The organism is Shewanella electrica (assembly GCF_022321485.1).
Taxonomy (GTDB): domain Bacteria; phylum Pseudomonadota; class Gammaproteobacteria; order Enterobacterales; family Shewanellaceae; genus Shewanella; species Shewanella electrica.
The window spans coordinates 1-17,042 of the sequence record NZ_JAKOGG010000014.1; the positions used below are offsets into that span (position 1 = coordinate 1).

The 17,042-nt window shown below is 47.7% G+C and carries 15 protein-coding genes and 2 tRNA genes; 12 read left to right on the plus strand and 5 right to left on the minus strand.

What is annotated here, in order from left to right; all coding sequences use genetic code 11:
- Positions 1 to 2: 2 nt before the first annotated feature.
- From L9G74_RS15700 to L9G74_RS15710, 3 genes are all read right to left on the minus strand, one after another.
- Positions 3 to 76, minus strand: a tRNA-Val gene (locus L9G74_RS15700).
- A gap of 18 nt (positions 77 to 94) precedes the next feature.
- Positions 95 to 171, minus strand: a tRNA-Val gene (locus L9G74_RS15705).
- A gap of 150 nt (positions 172 to 321) precedes the next feature.
- Positions 322 to 1,683, minus strand: coding sequence for an MATE family efflux transporter (locus L9G74_RS15710; protein WP_238897354.1), 1,362 nt, complete (start codon positions 1,681 to 1,683; stop codon positions 322 to 324).
- Between the two features lie 24 nt (positions 1,684 to 1,707).
- On the opposite strand from L9G74_RS15710, the gene L9G74_RS15715 reads away from it, so the two are divergent.
- Positions 1,708 to 2,337, plus strand: a complete 630-nt coding sequence (locus L9G74_RS15715; RefSeq protein ID WP_238897355.1) for a riboflavin synthase subunit alpha — start codon at positions 1,708 to 1,710, stop codon at positions 2,335 to 2,337.
- Positions 2,338 to 2,396: 59 nt separating this feature from the next.
- On the opposite strand, the gene L9G74_RS15720 is transcribed toward L9G74_RS15715, so the two are convergent.
- Positions 2,397 to 2,591: a CPXCG motif-containing cysteine-rich protein gene (locus L9G74_RS15720; protein ID WP_238897356.1), complete on the minus strand. Its 195-nt coding sequence runs from the start codon at positions 2,589 to 2,591 to the stop codon at positions 2,397 to 2,399.
- Positions 2,592 to 2,895: 304 nt separating this feature from the next.
- Here L9G74_RS15720 and thrS point away from each other — a divergent pair, with 304 nt between their 5' ends.
- The 9 genes from thrS to L9G74_RS15765 all read left to right on the plus strand — a co-directional run bounded on the left by thrS (position 2,896) and on the right by L9G74_RS15765 (position 13,077).
- Positions 2,896 to 4,824, plus strand: a complete 1,929-nt coding sequence (thrS, locus tag L9G74_RS15725) for a threonine--tRNA ligase (RefSeq protein WP_238897357.1) — start codon at positions 2,896 to 2,898, stop codon at positions 4,822 to 4,824.
- A gap of 3 nt (positions 4,825 to 4,827) precedes the next feature.
- Positions 4,828 to 5,370, plus strand: coding sequence for a translation initiation factor IF-3 (infC, locus tag L9G74_RS15730; RefSeq protein WP_238897455.1), 543 nt, complete (start codon positions 4,828 to 4,830; stop codon positions 5,368 to 5,370).
- A gap of 90 nt (positions 5,371 to 5,460) precedes the next feature.
- Positions 5,461 to 5,655: a 50S ribosomal protein L35 gene (rpmI, locus tag L9G74_RS15735; RefSeq protein ID WP_238897358.1), complete on the plus strand. Its 195-nt coding sequence runs from the start codon at positions 5,461 to 5,463 to the stop codon at positions 5,653 to 5,655.
- 14 nt (positions 5,656 to 5,669) lie between these two features.
- Positions 5,670 to 6,029 (plus strand): 50S ribosomal protein L20, encoded by a 360-nt coding sequence (gene rplT, locus L9G74_RS15740; protein WP_037439620.1) that lies wholly within the window; start codon positions 5,670 to 5,672, stop codon positions 6,027 to 6,029.
- A 460-nt stretch (positions 6,030 to 6,489) separates the two neighbouring features.
- Positions 6,490 to 8,043: a methyl-accepting chemotaxis protein gene (locus L9G74_RS15745; RefSeq protein ID WP_238897359.1), complete on the plus strand. Its 1,554-nt coding sequence runs from the start codon at positions 6,490 to 6,492 to the stop codon at positions 8,041 to 8,043.
- A gap of 93 nt (positions 8,044 to 8,136) precedes the next feature.
- Positions 8,137 to 8,925, plus strand: a complete 789-nt coding sequence (locus L9G74_RS15750) for a CLCA_X family protein (protein WP_238897360.1) — start codon at positions 8,137 to 8,139, stop codon at positions 8,923 to 8,925.
- Between the two features lie 27 nt (positions 8,926 to 8,952).
- Complete coding sequence (locus tag L9G74_RS15755; RefSeq protein ID WP_238897361.1) at positions 8,953 to 11,544, plus strand: DUF3857 domain-containing transglutaminase family protein; 2,592 nt, start codon at positions 8,953 to 8,955, stop codon at positions 11,542 to 11,544.
- Between the two features lie 193 nt (positions 11,545 to 11,737).
- A complete protein-coding gene (locus L9G74_RS15760) occupies positions 11,738 to 12,427 on the plus strand; it encodes an SDR family oxidoreductase (RefSeq protein WP_238897362.1) in 690 nt (229 codons plus the stop codon).
- 377 nt (positions 12,428 to 12,804) lie between these two features.
- Positions 12,805 to 13,077 (plus strand): hypothetical protein, encoded by a 273-nt coding sequence (locus L9G74_RS15765; protein WP_238897363.1) that lies wholly within the window; start codon positions 12,805 to 12,807, stop codon positions 13,075 to 13,077.
- On the opposite strand, the gene dgt is transcribed toward L9G74_RS15765, so the two are convergent.
- The gene (gene dgt, locus L9G74_RS15770) at positions 13,074 to 14,528 is read right to left on the minus strand and encodes a dGTPase (RefSeq protein ID WP_238897364.1); all 1,455 of its coding nucleotides are present in this window, start codon (positions 14,526 to 14,528) and stop codon (positions 13,074 to 13,076) included. The genes L9G74_RS15765 and dgt overlap by 4 nt on opposite strands.
- A gap of 118 nt (positions 14,529 to 14,646) precedes the next feature.
- Here dgt and L9G74_RS15775 point away from each other — a divergent pair, with 118 nt between their 5' ends.
- Complete coding sequence (locus tag L9G74_RS15775; RefSeq protein ID WP_238897365.1) at positions 14,647 to 15,117, plus strand: hypothetical protein; 471 nt, start codon at positions 14,647 to 14,649, stop codon at positions 15,115 to 15,117.
- A gap of 105 nt (positions 15,118 to 15,222) precedes the next feature.
- Positions 15,223 to 16,998: a DUF885 domain-containing protein gene (locus L9G74_RS15780; protein ID WP_238897366.1), complete on the plus strand. Its 1,776-nt coding sequence runs from the start codon at positions 15,223 to 15,225 to the stop codon at positions 16,996 to 16,998.
- Positions 16,999 to 17,042: the final 44 nt, after the last annotated feature.

The window sequence follows — 17,042 nt, forward strand, 5'->3', positions numbered from 1 at the left end:
GGTACACCCGAGTGGACTCGAACCACCGACCCCTACCATGTCAAGGTAGTGCTCTAACCAGCTGAGCTACGGGTGTATTGAAGATTGTGCAAATTGGTACACCCGAGTGGACTCGAACCACCGACCCCTACCATGTCAAGGTAGTGCTCTAACCAGCTGAGCTACGGGTGTACTGTCAAATTGCATCCTGTTGGCGTTGCCAGCAGGAACGAGCGCTATATTAAATTCGTCTCGTGCATGCTGGCAAGCGAAAATCTCAAAAAATGCGTCGAATGGTGAAATGCTAGTCAACTCAATAGGTTTTGCCGCAATTTAATGGCATTAAACCGCCTGATGCAGTACCAGTGCGCGGCGTTTAATCACTTGCAATCGCACCGCAAACATTATTGCCGCTGAGGTTAATCCCGCAATTAACCCCGTCCAAAAGCCATAAGCTCCGATAGCAGGCACAATATAATCCGTGCGAGCGAGCACATAGCCGATAGGCATACCAATAAACCAATAAGCAATCAGCGTGATATAAAACGCACTCTTGGTGTCTTTAAAGCCGCGTAAAGCACCAGCGGAGATCACCTGAACCGAATCAGACAGTTGGTAAACTGCTGCCATCAGCATCAAGCCAGAGGCCAGTTCGATGACCACCGGCGATTTGTTATATAGCGCGGCAATATCTTCGCGAAATAGCACCGTGAGCACCGCAGTAAAAAACGCCAGTGATAGACCGATCTTCAACCCGATGTTGGCAACCAGCGCGCTGTGGTCGGCTTGATCACGGCCCAAGTAATAACCGACGCGAATCGACACCGCAACGCCGATGGACAATGGCACCATAAATACAATCGAGGAGAAGTTAAGTGCAATTTGGTGACTGGCAACCACATCCGCCCCCAGTGGCGCTAATAATAGGGCGATGATGGCAAACAGGCTCACCTCAAAAAACAGCGCCAACGCGACAGGGAAACCGAGTTTGACCACGCCCCAAATCACTGCGAAATCGGGTTTGTTAAATCGATGAAAAAATTCGATAGCAGCAAAGCGTTTGTGTAGACGAATGTACAGCAACATCGAAAAGAACATCGCCCAAAGCACGATGGCTGTCGCGACACCACAGCCTGCACCACCCATGGCGGGCATACCAAAATAACCGTGAATAAAAATCAAGTTAGCGGGTATGTTGACCGCCAGACCGACAAAACCAATCACCATCGCGGGCAGGGTATAAGAGATACCTTCACCGCAGCTGCGTAATACTTGATACAGCAAAAAGCCCGGAGCGCCCCACAGCACCGCGCTGATATATTGCACCGAAATCAGCTCCAGTTTTGGCTCGAGTGACATGTTGGCAATCAGCACATTAGAGAAATGCAGCAATGCCATCACTATCAAACCGCCGAATATGGCAATATAGATGGCTTGGTTCGCCAGCGGCCCAATTTTGCGTGATTCATTGGCACCGTGGTGATGAGACATTAATGGCGTAATTGCCATCAACAATCCTTGGAAAAATAAGATCGCTGGTAACCAGATACTGGTGCCGACGGCGACCGCCGCCATATCGGTGGCGCTAACGCGACCGGCCATAACCGTATCAATAAAGCCCATCATGGTTTGGGTGACTTGAGCGACCAGCACTGGCATGGCCAGTTGTAGGATCCGTTTCGCGTGAAAACCAGCGTGTTCCATGTTGTATCCAAAAGCGAGTGATATATGTTTACAGGTATTGTGCAGGCAAATTGTGAAGTCTTGAGCATTGAGAAAAAGCCGGGACTTCATACACTTGGCGTCGCTATGAACCCTGCGATGTCAGCAGGACTCGAGATAGGCGCCAGCGTGGCAAATAACGGTGTGTGTCTTACGGTAACCGCCGTTGCGGATGATAGGGTGTTTTTCGATGTGATGGAAGAAACATTGAATCTTACTAATCTATCCAAGCTGGATATTGGTGACAAAGTAAACGTGGAACGTTCGTTGACCTTTGGCAAAGAGATTGGCGGCCATATTTTGTCAGGGCACGTCCATACCCAAGCGAGCGTGGTTGCGGTTGATAACACCGACAGCCACTACAATATGTTGTTGGAATTTGAGCCTCAGTGGCAAAAATACATCTTTTATAAAGGGTTTATCGGCGTCAATGGTTGTAGCCTGACGGTCGGCAAGGTTGAGAGTAATCGCTTCTGGTTGCATCTAATCCCTGAAACATTGCGGCTCACCAATCTCGCCAGCTATCAAACCGGCATGCAGCTTAATCTCGAAATTGATAGCCAAACGCAAACGATCGTCGATACCGTAGAGCGTGTATTAGCACAACGGCTAGCCAACGGTTTAACGCTAGCGTAGTTAAACCTCACCACTATTGTGTGGCAGGACTAAACTCGCCAACGCGATGGTGCTTAATCTCAATAGTATTGCTCGTCATCAGTATCAACATGCAGCTGAATGCGTTGATGCTGATGATCGATATGCATACGCACATGAATAGGATTGCAGCAGATGCGGCAATCATCGTAGAACTCCTGATCACCCATGCTGGTATCAATTTCAACGGTTTGGTGGTGGCCACAGTATGGGCAACAGATGGTTTGGCGTTTCATGATGCGCCTCCTAATTCACCTATCACTTATTCAGTATAGCTGTTGCGTGCTGTCGGCTAGTGTTGGATCGAGGCATATTTGTCGCCGACGGACAGTAATCTCGGCTTAGCTACCGTTTTTAAAGTGAATTTAACCTTCTGTAAGGTTGCTATCTTTACACTGACTACCGTAAAATTCGCCATTCACTGTTCGCGGTCCCCATCGCCACCGTATGGTGATGTCGCAGCGAGTGAACATCTTACTATTGTTAACATGATGACCAAGTGGCCCTACGTGTGGGTCACCACTGGATTAAGGATTTCTCATGCCTGTTATTACTCTCCCTGACGGGAGCAAACGTGAATTTGCTCAAGCAGTTTCCACTCTTGATGTTGCCGCAGATATCGGCCCAGGTTTAGCAAAAGCCTGTATCGCTGGTCGTGTAAATGGTGAATTGAAAGATGCGTGTGATCTGATCACCGAAGACGCTGAACTGGCGATTATCACCATTAAAGATCAAGAAGGTCTGGAAATTGCGCGTCACTCTTGTGCGCACTTGCTCGGCCATGCCATTAAACAATTGTGGCCAGAAACCAAAATGGCTATCGGTCCAGTGATCGATAACGGTTTCTATTACGACGTTGACCTCGATCATAAACTGACCGAAGAAGACATTGCCAAGCTCGAAGAGCGCATGATGGAACTGGCGAAAACCCAGTACGACGTCGTCAAAAAAGTGGTGACGTGGCAAGAAGCGCGTGACACATTTGAACAGCGTGGCGAGCCTTATAAAATGGCGATTCTGGATGAGAATATCAGCAAAGACGCAACGCCCGCGCTGTATCATCACCAAGAATATATCGACATGTGCCGTGGTCCTCATGTGCCAAACATGCGTTTCTGTCAGTTTTTTAAACTGATGAACGTAGCGGGTGCCTACTGGCGTGGTAATTCAGACAACAAGATGCTGCAACGTATCTACGGTACCGCATGGGGCGACAAAAAAGCCCTTAAAGCGCACCTGACTCGTCTGGAAGAAGCGGCTAAACGTGACCACCGTAAAATTGGTAAACAGCTTGACCTATACCATATGCAAGAAGAAGCACCGGGCATGGTGTTCTGGCATAACGACGGTTGGAGCATTTTCCTTGAACTGGAACGTTTCATCCGTGGCAAGCTGAAAGAATACAGCTACCAAGAAGTGAAAGGCCCATTCATGATGGACCGCGTACTGTGGGAACGTTCAGGTCACTGGGACAAATACGCTGATGCGATGTTTACTACCCAAAGTGAAAACCGCGAATACGCGATTAAGCCAATGAACTGCCCAGGTCACGTACAGATTTTCAACCAAGGGTTGAAGTCTTACCGTGATTTGCCATTGCGTATGGCTGAGTTTGGTAGCTGTCACCGTAACGAACCATCAGGTGCATTGCACGGTCTGATGCGCGTACGTGGCTTTACCCAAGACGATGCACACATCTTCTGTACTGAAGAACAAGTGCAAACTGAAGTAAGTAGCTGCATCAAAATGGTGTATGACACTTACTCAACATTCGGCTTTAAAAACATTGTAGTGAAACTTTCTACTCGCCCAGAAAAACGTATCGGTGACGATGCAATGTGGGATCGTGCAGAAGGCGCACTGAAACAAGCACTGAGCAATAACGGCATTGAATTCGAAATTCTGCCGGGTGAGGGCGCGTTTTATGGTCCGAAAATCGAATTTACTTTGCATGACTGTTTAGATCGTGCATGGCAATGTGGTACTGTGCAACTCGATTACGCCTTACCGGGTCGTTTAGGTGCAACTTACGTGGCTGAAGACAACACTCGCCAAGTGCCAGTGATGATTCACCGTGCAATTTTAGGTTCACTGGAACGTTTCATTGGTATTCTGATTGAAGAATACGCGGGTAAATTCCCAGCGTGGCTTGCTCCAACCCAAGTTGTAGTGATGAATATTACCGATAAACAGCAAGATTACGCTGAAGAGATCGTCAATTCATTCCAACTTCAGGGAATTAGAGCGGTTACGGACTTGAGGAATGAAAAAATAGGCTTTAAAATACGCGAGCACACGCTGAAGCGGGTTCCATTCCTTCTGGTCGTAGGCGATCAAGAAGTTGAAAACCGCGAAGTAGCGGTGCGTACCAGGGACGGAGTGGATTTAGGCAAAATGCCTGTTGATGATTTTACATCATTAGTTAAACAAAGAATTGCGCTCCGTAGTCTTGAATTGATGGAGGAATAGGTCATAAAGATCAAGAAGACATCAGGCCGTCAGGCGGCCGCTAATAGAATTAACGATGAAATAACCGGTCTGTCACAAGTACGTCTAGTCGGTGCCGACGGTGAACCAGTAGGTGTTGTGGGTATTCGTCAAGCCCAAGAAGCTGCTGATGAAGCAGGTTTGGATTTGGTGGAAATCAGCCCAAACGCTGAGCCGCCTGTATGCCGTATCATGGACTACGGTAAATTCCTGTTCGACAAGGCAAAGGCCCAGAAAGAACAGAAGAAAAAGCAAAAACAAGTTCAGGTGAAGGAAGTTAAATTCCGTCCCGGAACCGACGAAAACGACTATCAGGTAAAACTACGCAACCTGGTTCGTTTTCTGGAAGACGGCGACAAAGCGAAAGTTACGCTGCGTTTCCGTGGCCGTGAGCTGGCTCACCAAGGGCTTGGTATGGAACTTTTGAACCGTATCAAAGCTGACTTGGAAGAACTCGCTATTGTTGAGTCTTTCCCGAAAATGGAAGGACGTCAGGCAGTGATGGTTCTCGCTCCTAAGAAGAAATAGTAAGGCTCCAAAAGTAATTCGCGGGTCATATTTATATGTTCCGCGGTTCGCCTTGCGTTTTATTAATTATCCCAATGCGGAGTTTTTGTAATGCCAAAAATGAAAACTGACCGCGGTGTGGCTAAACGTTTTAAGAAAACCGCTAATGGTTTCAAACGTAAACAAGCTCACCTGCGTCACATCCTGACCAAGAAAAGCACCAAGCGTAAGCGTCATCTGCGTGCGAAGTGTTTAGTTGCCAAGTCTGACGTGCCAGCAATTGCACGCCAACTACCATACGCTTAATAGGAGATTGAAAAATGCCAAGAGTTAAGCGTGGTGTAACTGCACGTGCTCGTCACAAGAAAGTTCTTAAGCTTGCTAAAGGTTACTACGGTGCCCGTTCACGTACTTATCGTGTAGCGGTACAAGCAGTAATCAAAGCTGGTCAGTATGCTTACCGTGACCGTCGCCAGAAAAAACGTCAATTCCGTCAACTGTGGATTGCACGTATCAACGCGGCATCTCGTCAAAATGGTCTGTCTTACAGCCGTTTCATCAACGGTCTGAAGAAAGCCTCTATCGAGATCGATCGTAAGATCCTGGCTGATATCGCAGTATTCGACAAAGTTGTATTTGCAACTTTGGTTGAAAAAGCAAAAGAAGCTCTGGCTAACTAATTTATTAGTGCCAAGAGTTGTAAGAAGGGGACCTTAGGGTCCCTTTTTTATTAGCTGTTTATTATGTTTAGGCTTTGCTAATATTACCGCGAGCTCATCACATAGCGGTAACGACATCGTGTGACTAGCTTGATTTAGGGAGTCAGGGACGGCGCGAACGACACTTCGCGACACTTTGGAACACATCGTTGTGGCGATAAATAGTGAAGTATCGAACTATTACAATGGACACCCTTCCTGAGTGGGTGAACATACCACGTCATCTACAGTGCTGCTGTTCTTACCTTTGTAGGCGGTATGTCTACTCTGCGTTGTCTATACCTTCCTACTATTCGTTTACTGTAAATACAACATGTTAAATTTTTGGGATAAAAATTTGAAACTTGATAAAGATCACCAATAATTAAACCGCTGGATAGAGTTGTTACCCAATAATTATTGGCTTGCATGGACCAACATTATGCGAAAAAACTTACCGGTCACGGATCGCGAACGGACCTTCAAAGCGGAAGAAAAGCTCATTTCTGTGACTAATGCCGAAGGGATAATCCTTGATTGTAATGACGCCTTCGTAGATATCAGCGGCTATCGCAGAGAAGAACTGATAGGTCAGCCACACAATCTGGTACGTCACCCAGATATGCCGCCCGAAGCGTTCCGTAATATGTGGAGTTATCTGAAAGCGGGTAAACCGTGGATGGGTGTTGTGAAAAATCGTTGTAAAAACGGCGATTATTATTGGGTAAATGCTTATGTGACTCCTATGACTGAAAACGGCAAAGTTGTCGGTTATCAGTCGGTTCGCGTCGTACCAGAGCGAGCAGATGTTGAGCGTTGCACTAAGTTATATGCCTCTCTCAATAACGGCGGTTCATTGAAAAAGCCCCCATTGGCCAGCCCTGAAAACATCTTCATCACCGTTGCCGTTTTATTATGTATCGCGCTGTTTTTCTCCGGCTTTAACACCTTATCCGAAGAGTTGTTAATTGCCGTGTTTGTGATTTATGCGGTTTGGAGTTCTCAAGCGAAACGCAAAGTTTACCGCGATCTGTTGGCCCTGTTGCAAGGCAGTTTCCAAGATCCGTTAGCGGTGCAAAGTTTTACTGATGACCGCAACATGTTAGGTACCATTAAAGTGGCGATATTGAGTGAACGATCTCACCTTAATACGGTACTTACTCGCATTGAACATGCCGCATCAACGATGGTGAAAGAGACCAAATCGTCGGTCGAGTTAACTAAAGCATCGCAATGTCAGCTCGAATCTCAGCATAATGAGACAGAGCAAGTGGCCACCGCCATGAACCAGATGACCACCACGATTAACGAAGTGTCTCGTCATGTGTCGGAAACATCGGCCAGAGTCGCCAAGTCTACCGACTTAGCTGAAGAGGTTAAGAGCGTTGCATGTTCTACCAGCGATGCCATTACCCAACTACGTAGCACCGTAGATGACATTAGTCGTTCGGTTGCCAGTGTGTCAGAGCAGACCGATAAAATTGCCACTGTGGCGCAGATGATCCAACAGATTGCCGAACAAACAAATTTGCTGGCACTCAATGCGGCGATTGAAGCCGCTCGTGCCGGGGAACAAGGGCGCGGTTTTGCGGTGGTTGCAGATGAAGTCCGTTCATTGGCGAGTCGCACCCAAGAGTCAACCAAAGAGATCCACGAAATCATTAAAGAGTTGGGTGACCGGGCATCTAAAGCGGTGGTAGTCGCGGAGCAGGGGCAAGGTGGCGCTGAACTTGGCTTAGAACGCGTTAAGCAAAGTGAACAACTGTTGATAGGTATTTCATCTGAGCTGGGCGTTATTTCGGAAATGGCAACGCAAATGGCGTCAGCTGTTGAAGAACAAGCGCATGTTTCGGAAGATATTAATCGCCAAGTGAGCAATATCTCTTCGCTGGCTTCCAGCAGCCAACAAAATGCCGGGGAAGCCTCCCAACGTATTGACGGCTTGCAACAAATCGCCATTAACTTACTTGAGGTGGTACGGCGTTTTAGCCGATAACGTCTTGTGCTTCAAAAAGGCTCCTACGGGAGCTTTTTTATTGGCGGTGATTTATGTCATCATGCCGTTAAATTCGCTAATTGCTTATCTCCTTTGCTCGTAAACTCTCAATACTTTCGCAATGGCCCAGATTATCGCTTCGATGAGGCCGCCTCTTTTAGTCAAATACGTGATACCTTCGGTTTTGCTGCGGTACGCATTGGTAAATGGGTTACCGACGAAGAAGCAGAAAAAGCGGCCAATTTGTTATTTGATGCATTGGCAGATCTTGCCTTTATCCTCAATGTGCCACCAGCAACGCTAGGATTACGACAGAAACTCAATTTGGATTTTGGCATCGGTGGTCGCCCCGGCGTACAGGCGCATTATGCCCCGCAAACACGCACACTTGCGTTAGCCAAGAATGCTGGTGCTGGCGCGTTGGCACATGAGTTTTGGCATGCACTCGATCATCATCTGGCAGATACCGCATTTATTGATGACGGTAGCGTAACAACATCGGCGATTAATTTTGCTACGGATCTTTGGCTTAAAGATCGCCCACTTAAATGCCATCCAATCAATGAACCGCTGGAATTGCTGCTGCGAGAGATCTTTTTGCAGGCGCAAGGAACGGATGCCAACAGTTTTGTTACTCAGGCGATAGCGTTGGATAAGCAGATAAACCGTTACTATTTTGCCATGCCGACTGAACTAGGCGCCCGCGCCTTTGAGGCTTGCATCGAAAGTTCGCCAGAGATTACCAATCGCTTTTTAGTGCAGGGCACGCTAAAGCAAGATGAGCACACTCAAGCCGCATATCCAACCTTGGACCATCGGGAGCGGATCCTACAGCGATTACGCGATTATTTTCAGCGGTTAGCACACTATCTACCGGCATAGGGTAGTAAAACAAAGGAATGATGTTAAATGACAGGATTTAGGCGGTGGATTCCGTTAATTATTGCCTTGTTATGTTGTAGCTCGTTAGCACTTGCACAATATGTCAGTGCCGCGCCGTTGCAGCGACAGACATTGGCTCACAAGCCTGCGACATCGGCTCTAGAACGGGTAGCCATAACGAAAGCACCGAGTTGGGTGGTGCCACATTCTGCAAAACTTGACGCGAGCGTTCCCACCGACGATATCCAAGACGGTATCTATTATCTGCTGTCGGATTTTCAATATCTGTTCACTGTTACTGACCCAGAACAACAGTATCGTCATTTCGCCGTTAAGCTGACTAACACTAACGCCGCCGATAGTTATTCGCAGTTAAATCTTGTGTTTGATCCCGCCTACGAACAATTGCAGCTGCACGCGGTGACAGTGCATCGTGACGGACAAACACTGGATAAACTGACGCAAGCTGAACATACCATCGAGCGAGCGCCGGGGGCGGAACAGGTGATTGATGGTTCAATGCAACTGCGTTTACTGTTGAGTGATATTCGCGTTGGTGATGTCGTCGAATTCAGTTACAGCGTGGTTGGGGCCAATCCTGTATTTGGCGGCCATGTCTACCATCGACGTCCGCTGCAATGGAATGTGCCCATTGCGCAGCAACAATTGCGGATTATTTGGCAGCGACCTACGCCATTGCAGTTGCAAATTACCCCAGATGCTGATGCGTACCATATTGAGCGGCAACAGCTGGGGGAACAGCAGATTTATCAGCTGGCGTTAACCAATACTCAGGGAATGACTGTACCCGATGGGGTGCCTTCTTGGTACGAACCTCGGGCGCATCTCAGCTTTAGCGATTTGGCAACGTGGCAAGATGTGGCTCAGTGGGGACAAGCCCTGTTTACCGATGCCATGGACGTCTCCGAACCTGTAGCTACCGAGGCTAAACGCCTTGCTGAGGGACTGACCACACCAGAGCAGCGGCTGGTTGCCGCATTGGATTTTGTGCAAACCCAGATACGCTATTTAGCATTAGAAATGGGGGTGAACAGCCATCTTCCTGCTAAGGCTGACGTAACGTTGCGGCACCGTTTCGGTGATTGCAAAGATAAGAGTGCGCTATTAGTGGCGTTGTTACAGGCGATGGGTATCAAAGCCTTTCCGGTACTGGTTAACACCGAACGCGGTGCTCAGTTGAACATGAGTCTGCCATCGGGCAAAGTATTTAACCATGCAGTGGTGATGGTAGATCTTGACGGTCAGCAAGTGTTTGTCGATCCAACGATTGGGGTACAGAAGGGACCATTAGCGCAGCGGCAAGTACCAGATTACGGTTATGGTTTGGTGTTAGCGGATAACAGCCAGGCATTAGTCAAAATGCCATCGCCCACCAACACGCTTATTGATTACAAAGAAGAGTTTGATTTACGCCGTGGTGCAGGGCATCCAGCCAGCTATCAAGTGCAAACACGTTATCTCGGCGCTGAGGCGGAAAAGTTGCGCCAACGGCTCGCGACCGGTGGTGTCGCTGATCTGCAACGCAGTTATAAAGATTTTTTCACCGAACAATATGGCGCGCTGACGGTAGCGCCATTGACGATAGATGATTCGGCTAATGGCGTTGCCATCCGCGAGCAATATCAGTTAGACAACCCTTGGCAAACACATGATGACGCCGAGCAAAGTTTCTATATTTCCGAAAATCAAATCTCGCTCCGACAGCCAAAAAATCGAGAGCCGCGCCCGTTTGCGTTGAAATATCCACAAACCGTAAACGGTGAGATCACCTTAAAACTGAACGACGACATCGATTGGAGTTTTGCTAACGAATCCCATCAGGAACAGAATCGTTTTTTTGATTACCGTTTTGCCGTTAACTTTGACAAAGCACAAAACCAGCTGGTGCTTAATTACCACTATCAAACCCTAGTTGCTTACGTGCCTGAGCAGCAGTTTGCCGAGTATCTTGCTGCGGTAGACCGTGTGGCCGATTACAGCGAATTTGGTATTGCCAGTTATCCACCAGAACCACCATCGGTGCAGGAGTTACCGCCCAAAAAAACGGGCAAAGTGCTACTTGGAACCCTCTATGTACTGCTTGCCCTCGTGTTGCTCGGCGTGGCGTTAGCCAAATGGTTGTCGGTAAAAAGACCGTTGCGCCATACCGTGTTTTATCCAACCTCAGTAAAGCACACGTTGCTATTGATGTGGTTAACTGGCGGCGGCTATGGCGTTTACTGGTGTTATCGCAATTGGTGTTATTGGCGGGCGCAACAGCAGAACGCACCGCAGCACCGTTGGCTTGGTATCTTGTTACCTATCATCTATCTGCCGCTTACTTTGAAAGTAGCGCAGCAAGTGAGTGAGCGTCACTGGCTATTGCGGCTCTCTGGTGTATTGACGCCTTTGGTGGTTTGCCTATTGCTGTGGCAGATGGGGCACACGGTATTAGTTATTGGCTGGTTGATATTATTCGTGTTGTTAATTCCGCTAGTCATGGCAGTAAATCAACTTAATTGGCAGCAAGGCATTGCGGTGCCAGCGCGTTGGCGCACATACCATAGCCTAACAGCGCTCGCACTCGCGCCGGGATATTTGTGGTGGTTGGCATCTTAGGTTGGTGATGAGGTAGTTCAGCGCGGCGTATGTGAACGGGTAACAATGTGACGGTTGTTCACATTGCTTGGCAAAAGACGCTGTCAAATAGCGACCAAATCACTATCATTGAGCCATCTTAATCAAACAGATGGCAGTAGAGCAGATGACGGCTACGTCAGCTGATGCTCGACAAACGAGGAGTAAGGACACCATGTCGCAAGTTTTTATCACCGGAGCTAATCGAGGTATTGGGCTGGCACTGACGAAATTATATCTGCGAGATGGCTGGGACGTTGTGGCTTGTTGTCGTACGCCAGCGCAAGCTGATGACTTATTGTACCTAATCAGTGACAACCCGGGCCTAGAAGTCTATCAATTGGATGTCACCGATAACGACGCAGTTAACGAACTCGCCGTAGAGCTGCGCGATCGCGCCTTTGATGTGTTAATCAACAACGCTGGCTATTATGGCCCACACAATATGGGACTCGGTCACCTTGACCTGAATGAGTGGCGTCAAGTCGTTGAGATTAATACCATTGCACCACTAAATATTGTGCAAGCCTTTTTGCCGCACCTGAAACAAGCCCGTGGTACGGTGGTCAATATGACTTCTAAAATGGGCAGTATGGAAGATAACCATAGTGGTGGCAGCTATTTCTATCGTTCCTCTAAAGCGGCGTTAAACGCGATAACTAAAAGTTTATCTATCGATTTAGCCGTTTATGGGATGAAGGCCATCGTAGTCCATCCCGGTTGGGTGCGTACTGAGATGGGCGGTCCGCATGGATTGATTGACACACAGCAGTCCGCCACAGGTATTAAACAGCTTATTGATAACTTAGATGATAAGCAAAACGGTGGCTTTTTTGATTATCAGGGCAACATCATTCCGTGGTGATGTTGTGCATTCTGTTGGTTAAATCCCCCGGTGTTTAAGACGCTGGGGTTTGCAGACTAGCAGTATAGAATTAGCATTTACAGTTATGAATTTTTAAATGTAATTCATTAAGTTAGTTATCTTCCTTAAAGAATTTCAAATTTCCCCGCCAAATTATTGGTTATTTTTGCTACAATATCCGTTCGCGTTATTATTGAGAGTGCTGACAACTTCTCGACGCGCACATAGATGGTCTCCCCTTAGATTTGACACAGGATCGCTGTTTTATGCAGCGCTGGATTTTTTCACGGAATTTTTAGGTAGGGGGTTGGCCTTATGTATGGCCCATCAGGACCGAATTTTTTCGTCAGAATCAACGCTGCGGGAGGTATCAAACAATGAGTATTTCTGACATCACTATTGAGCAACAACAAAACCTTTATCATAAAGAGCACTGCACCGTGTTATCACATACCCAACGTGATGAAGGCGAATGGGTTCAACACACTTTGATGTTGGAACACTATGAAACCCCATTCCGTTTTCGACGTAGCAAACGTTACCGGAGTCTCAAAGGCTCAAATGTGAATGTCGATTACTATCCGCAAACCACTCTCGTGGCTGGCATGGAGTTAGAAACCATGAAAGTGGTGCGGATCACCCGCTGCTAATCTAACGCTTGCATCATGCGGTATTCATCTTGGGCAAATTGGTCCGTCATACCGCTGACGTAGTCTTGAATTAAACGACAGCGATGATAAAACTCAGGTAGTGCATCATCTCCGTCGTTTTTTATTGCCTTTTTGTAAGTCGCTAAATGCTTTTGTGGTAAGCGATGTAATAGTCGCGTTGCTATCAATGGCTGATTACTGGTGCCTTCCACCAACGCAGTAAACGCCTCGCTGCTTAGTTTAAGCAGCGGTGCATAATGGTGCAGTAACGAACCGATAATGTGATAGCCCTGCAGTTCCAGTTTTTCAATCTCTCGATGGCTGAATACTTCCCGTCGCGCCACTTGTTTTAGTGTCTCGGTAATCGCATGGCAATGACTCTTATCTTCTAACAAGGCGCGATTGAGGTCGCCGCGAAATATCGCGTCGATGTTATCGACAAAGCACTTGGCCGCGTGTTCTACCAGCGGATGGATCAGTTTAACCCGCAAGAAGGTAAAGAACTGGCTGGTCTGATTGATGTCGATCTTGGCCGATTTACTGGCCGCATACTCAATGGCGTGAGCCATAACGCTGCTGTGACGTTGCGCTTGACCAAAGTGTTGCCACTGCTGTGCATATTCTTGTATCAATGCTTGTTGTAGCGCAGGCAGGGTGATAATGCCTTTTTCGACCGCATCTTCGATATCCGCCAAACAGTATGAGATATCATCGGCGGCTTCCATCACATAACTTACCGGATGACGATTGCCAGCAGCAATGCGTAGCTGTTGCCACAGTTGCTGTACGAAGGGTCGCTCACTGGCGTAGTAGCCGACTTTCTTCATCAGATAACTTTTGGCATCACTTTTCGCTGGCTTTAGTTCATCACCCGCGCGGGTGTATTTGAGGATCCCGGCAATTTGGCTGTACGTCAGATTGAGACTCAGTAGCGACTGCATCAAACGGATACCTTGCGCATTCCCCTCAAAATGACTGATGTCCTGAAACAGTTTGGGGTATTGCTCAATAAACCCGCTAGCAAAGTCGGGCAATTGTTGGCTAAACCAATCGCTGATTGCCGCTTCACCAAAATGTCCAAATGGTGGATTGCCAACATCGTGCATCAGGCAGGCCATCTCTACCAAACTCTCAAAGGCACGTTCAAATTGCGCCAGTTGATAATCGGCGGCGCGGTCGCCCAAAAGCTCATAGATCTTTTGCACAATAAACCGACCCGTTTGCTGAACCTCAAGCGAGTGAGTCAAACGGCTACGCACCGCCGCATTACGTTCTAAGGCGAACACTTGGGTTTTCTGTTGTAACCGCCTAATTGCCGCTGAGTTGATAATACGGCCGCGATCACTCTCATAGGCCCGTTGAATCGCCTTAATATCTAGCTCGCGGCTAGGTTCGGAATAGGAGTAAGGTCGAAGTAGGGTGAAGCGCAGGCTAAAATCAATCTCTGACATAGAACAACCTTGTTTATCTGTTTGATATTTAGGCGGAAGCAAGCATATTCTAAACGCCAGTCTAACTAAATTTGTGCTATTGTCATCAGCGTTATTTATTTCATCTGGCGGGGGAGTTATGTCAAAGGCAGTCTATGCCGGGCTATTGGTCATCGCAGTCGCGGTTGTCGGCTATTTTGGTTATCGTCATTCGGAGACACCTGAGTTACCTATCAGTGGTGATTGGAGCACTGGTTGTGTCGCTGAAGGCAGTAACAGTAAAGACTTCACTATGAGTTTTGACAAAAACACTTACCACAGTGTGGCAAAGTTGTATGACAACACCACATGCTCTGGCGAAACCATCAGTGAATATCGTGGCAGTGCTTATGCGCAGTTGGCTGATACTCATCTCAAAACGATTGATGGTCAAACAGCGGTGATGTTGACGCTGTACTGGGACGATAAAACCCAACCTAAACCCTTGGTTTATCAAATCCGTGACGATGGCACCTTAGTGACCGGTATTCCACAGCCGAAAACTGATGAACAGCAAGGTGGCTGGCAACTCGACGCGAGCACGGTGTTTACCCAAGTAGCAACCAAGTAAAACTGTAACAAGCTATGTGACAAAGGGAATTATTGCTGACTTTTAGCGGTGGCAATGGTTAACTCAAGCGAAGATTACTGCTTGATTATCATTGGAAATACACCCATGAAGAAACTCCCTTTGTCATTGCTGGTTGTGACGGCACTTACTGGCCTTACCGCATGTGAAACCTCTTCAACACCATCCGCCGCCACGGCGGCAGTTGTGCAACAGACAGCTGACCAACAATTTAGTCAATTTAGCGACACATTCATTGATGCCTTTTGGCAAGTAATGCCTACCTATGCGCTATATAGTGGCTTCCATAAATACGACGCTAAACTTGTCGTGCCGGATGCGACTGATCGCGCTAACACGTTAGCCTTTGTTGCCCAGTATCAAGCCAAGTTGCAACAGATTAATGCCAGTGCACTGAGTGATAGCCATCTCATTGATTACCGCATTATTGAAAACCTATTAGCCAGCATCGCTTGGGATATCGATACCTTTAAATCATGGCAGTGGGATCCTTCCTCTTATAATGTCGCGGGCAGCTTTGCCGAAATCATTAACGGGAATTACGCCGCGGAAGATGAACGGCTCAAGGCCGCATTGGGACGATTGGAAAATGTGCCAGCTTACTATGCGGCAGCACAGCAAAATATTAGCCAACCGACCATGGAACATACCGAATTAGCGATTGCTCAGAGCCAAGGTGCGTTTAGTGTGTTGAATGATGAGCTGTTGGCAAAAGTGAATGCATCAGGCCTAACGGCTGCGGATAAACAACTGTTTGCTCGCCGACTCGATGCCGCTAAACAGGCTATCAATGGTTACATTGCCTACTTGAATACGCTTAAGAGTGACTTAGAACAACATGGTGCCCGTGACTTCCGTATTGGCGAAGCGCTCTACGAACAAAAGTTTGCGTTAGATATCCAAGCGGGCATGACGGGCAAAGAGCTGTATCAAAAAGCGCTGGTGGACAAAGCCAATGTGCAAAGTGAAATGGCGAAACTGACCGATCAGCTTTGGATCAAGTATTTTACCGAAGCTAAACCTTCAGATGAAAAAGTGGCGATCCGTATGATGATCGACAAGCTGTCGCTTAATCATGTCAGTCGCGATCAGTTTGTGCCGCAAGTGAAAAAGCTGATGCCGCAGTTGATCCAATTCGTCAGAGACCATGACTTGTTGGTTATCGACCCGAACAAGCCATTAGTGGTGCGCGAAACACCAGAATACATGCGCGGGGTTGCTGGTGCGTCTGTTAGTGCACCCGGACCTTACGATAAAGGCGCGAATACCTATTACAACGTCACGCCGCTTGATGGCATGAGCGATGAGTCCGCCGAAAGCTACTTGCGTGAATACAACCACTGGATGCTGCAAATCCTCAATATCCATGAAGCGATTCCAGGGCACTATGCGCAACTGGTTTACGCCAATCAATCGCCAAGCTTGATTAAGAGTCTATTTGGCAATGGTGCCATGGTGGAAGGTTGGGCGGTTTACGCTGAGCGCATGATGTTGGAGCAGGGCTATGGTGACTTTGAGCCTGAATTGTGGCTGATGTACTACAAGTGGAACCTGCGCAGTATCTGCAACACCATTTTGGACTACAGCATTCAGGTCAAAGGCATGACGCACGATGAGGCGGTTGCGCTACTGACTAAAGAAGCCTTCCAGCAAACTGCCGAGGCAGAAGGTAAATGGCGCCGAGCGACCTTAAGCCAAGTGCAACTGACCAGCTACTATGCTGGTTATCGCGCCATTTATGATCTGCGCGAAGAGCTAAAAGCCAAGCAGGGCAGCCAGTTCAACCTGAAACAATTTCATGAACAGTTTCTCAGCTACGGCAGCGCACCTGTGAAAGATATTCGCCAGTTGATGCTGAAATAACGCCGACGCTTTTGTCAAAAAACGTAAAGAAAGGTGAGCAATGC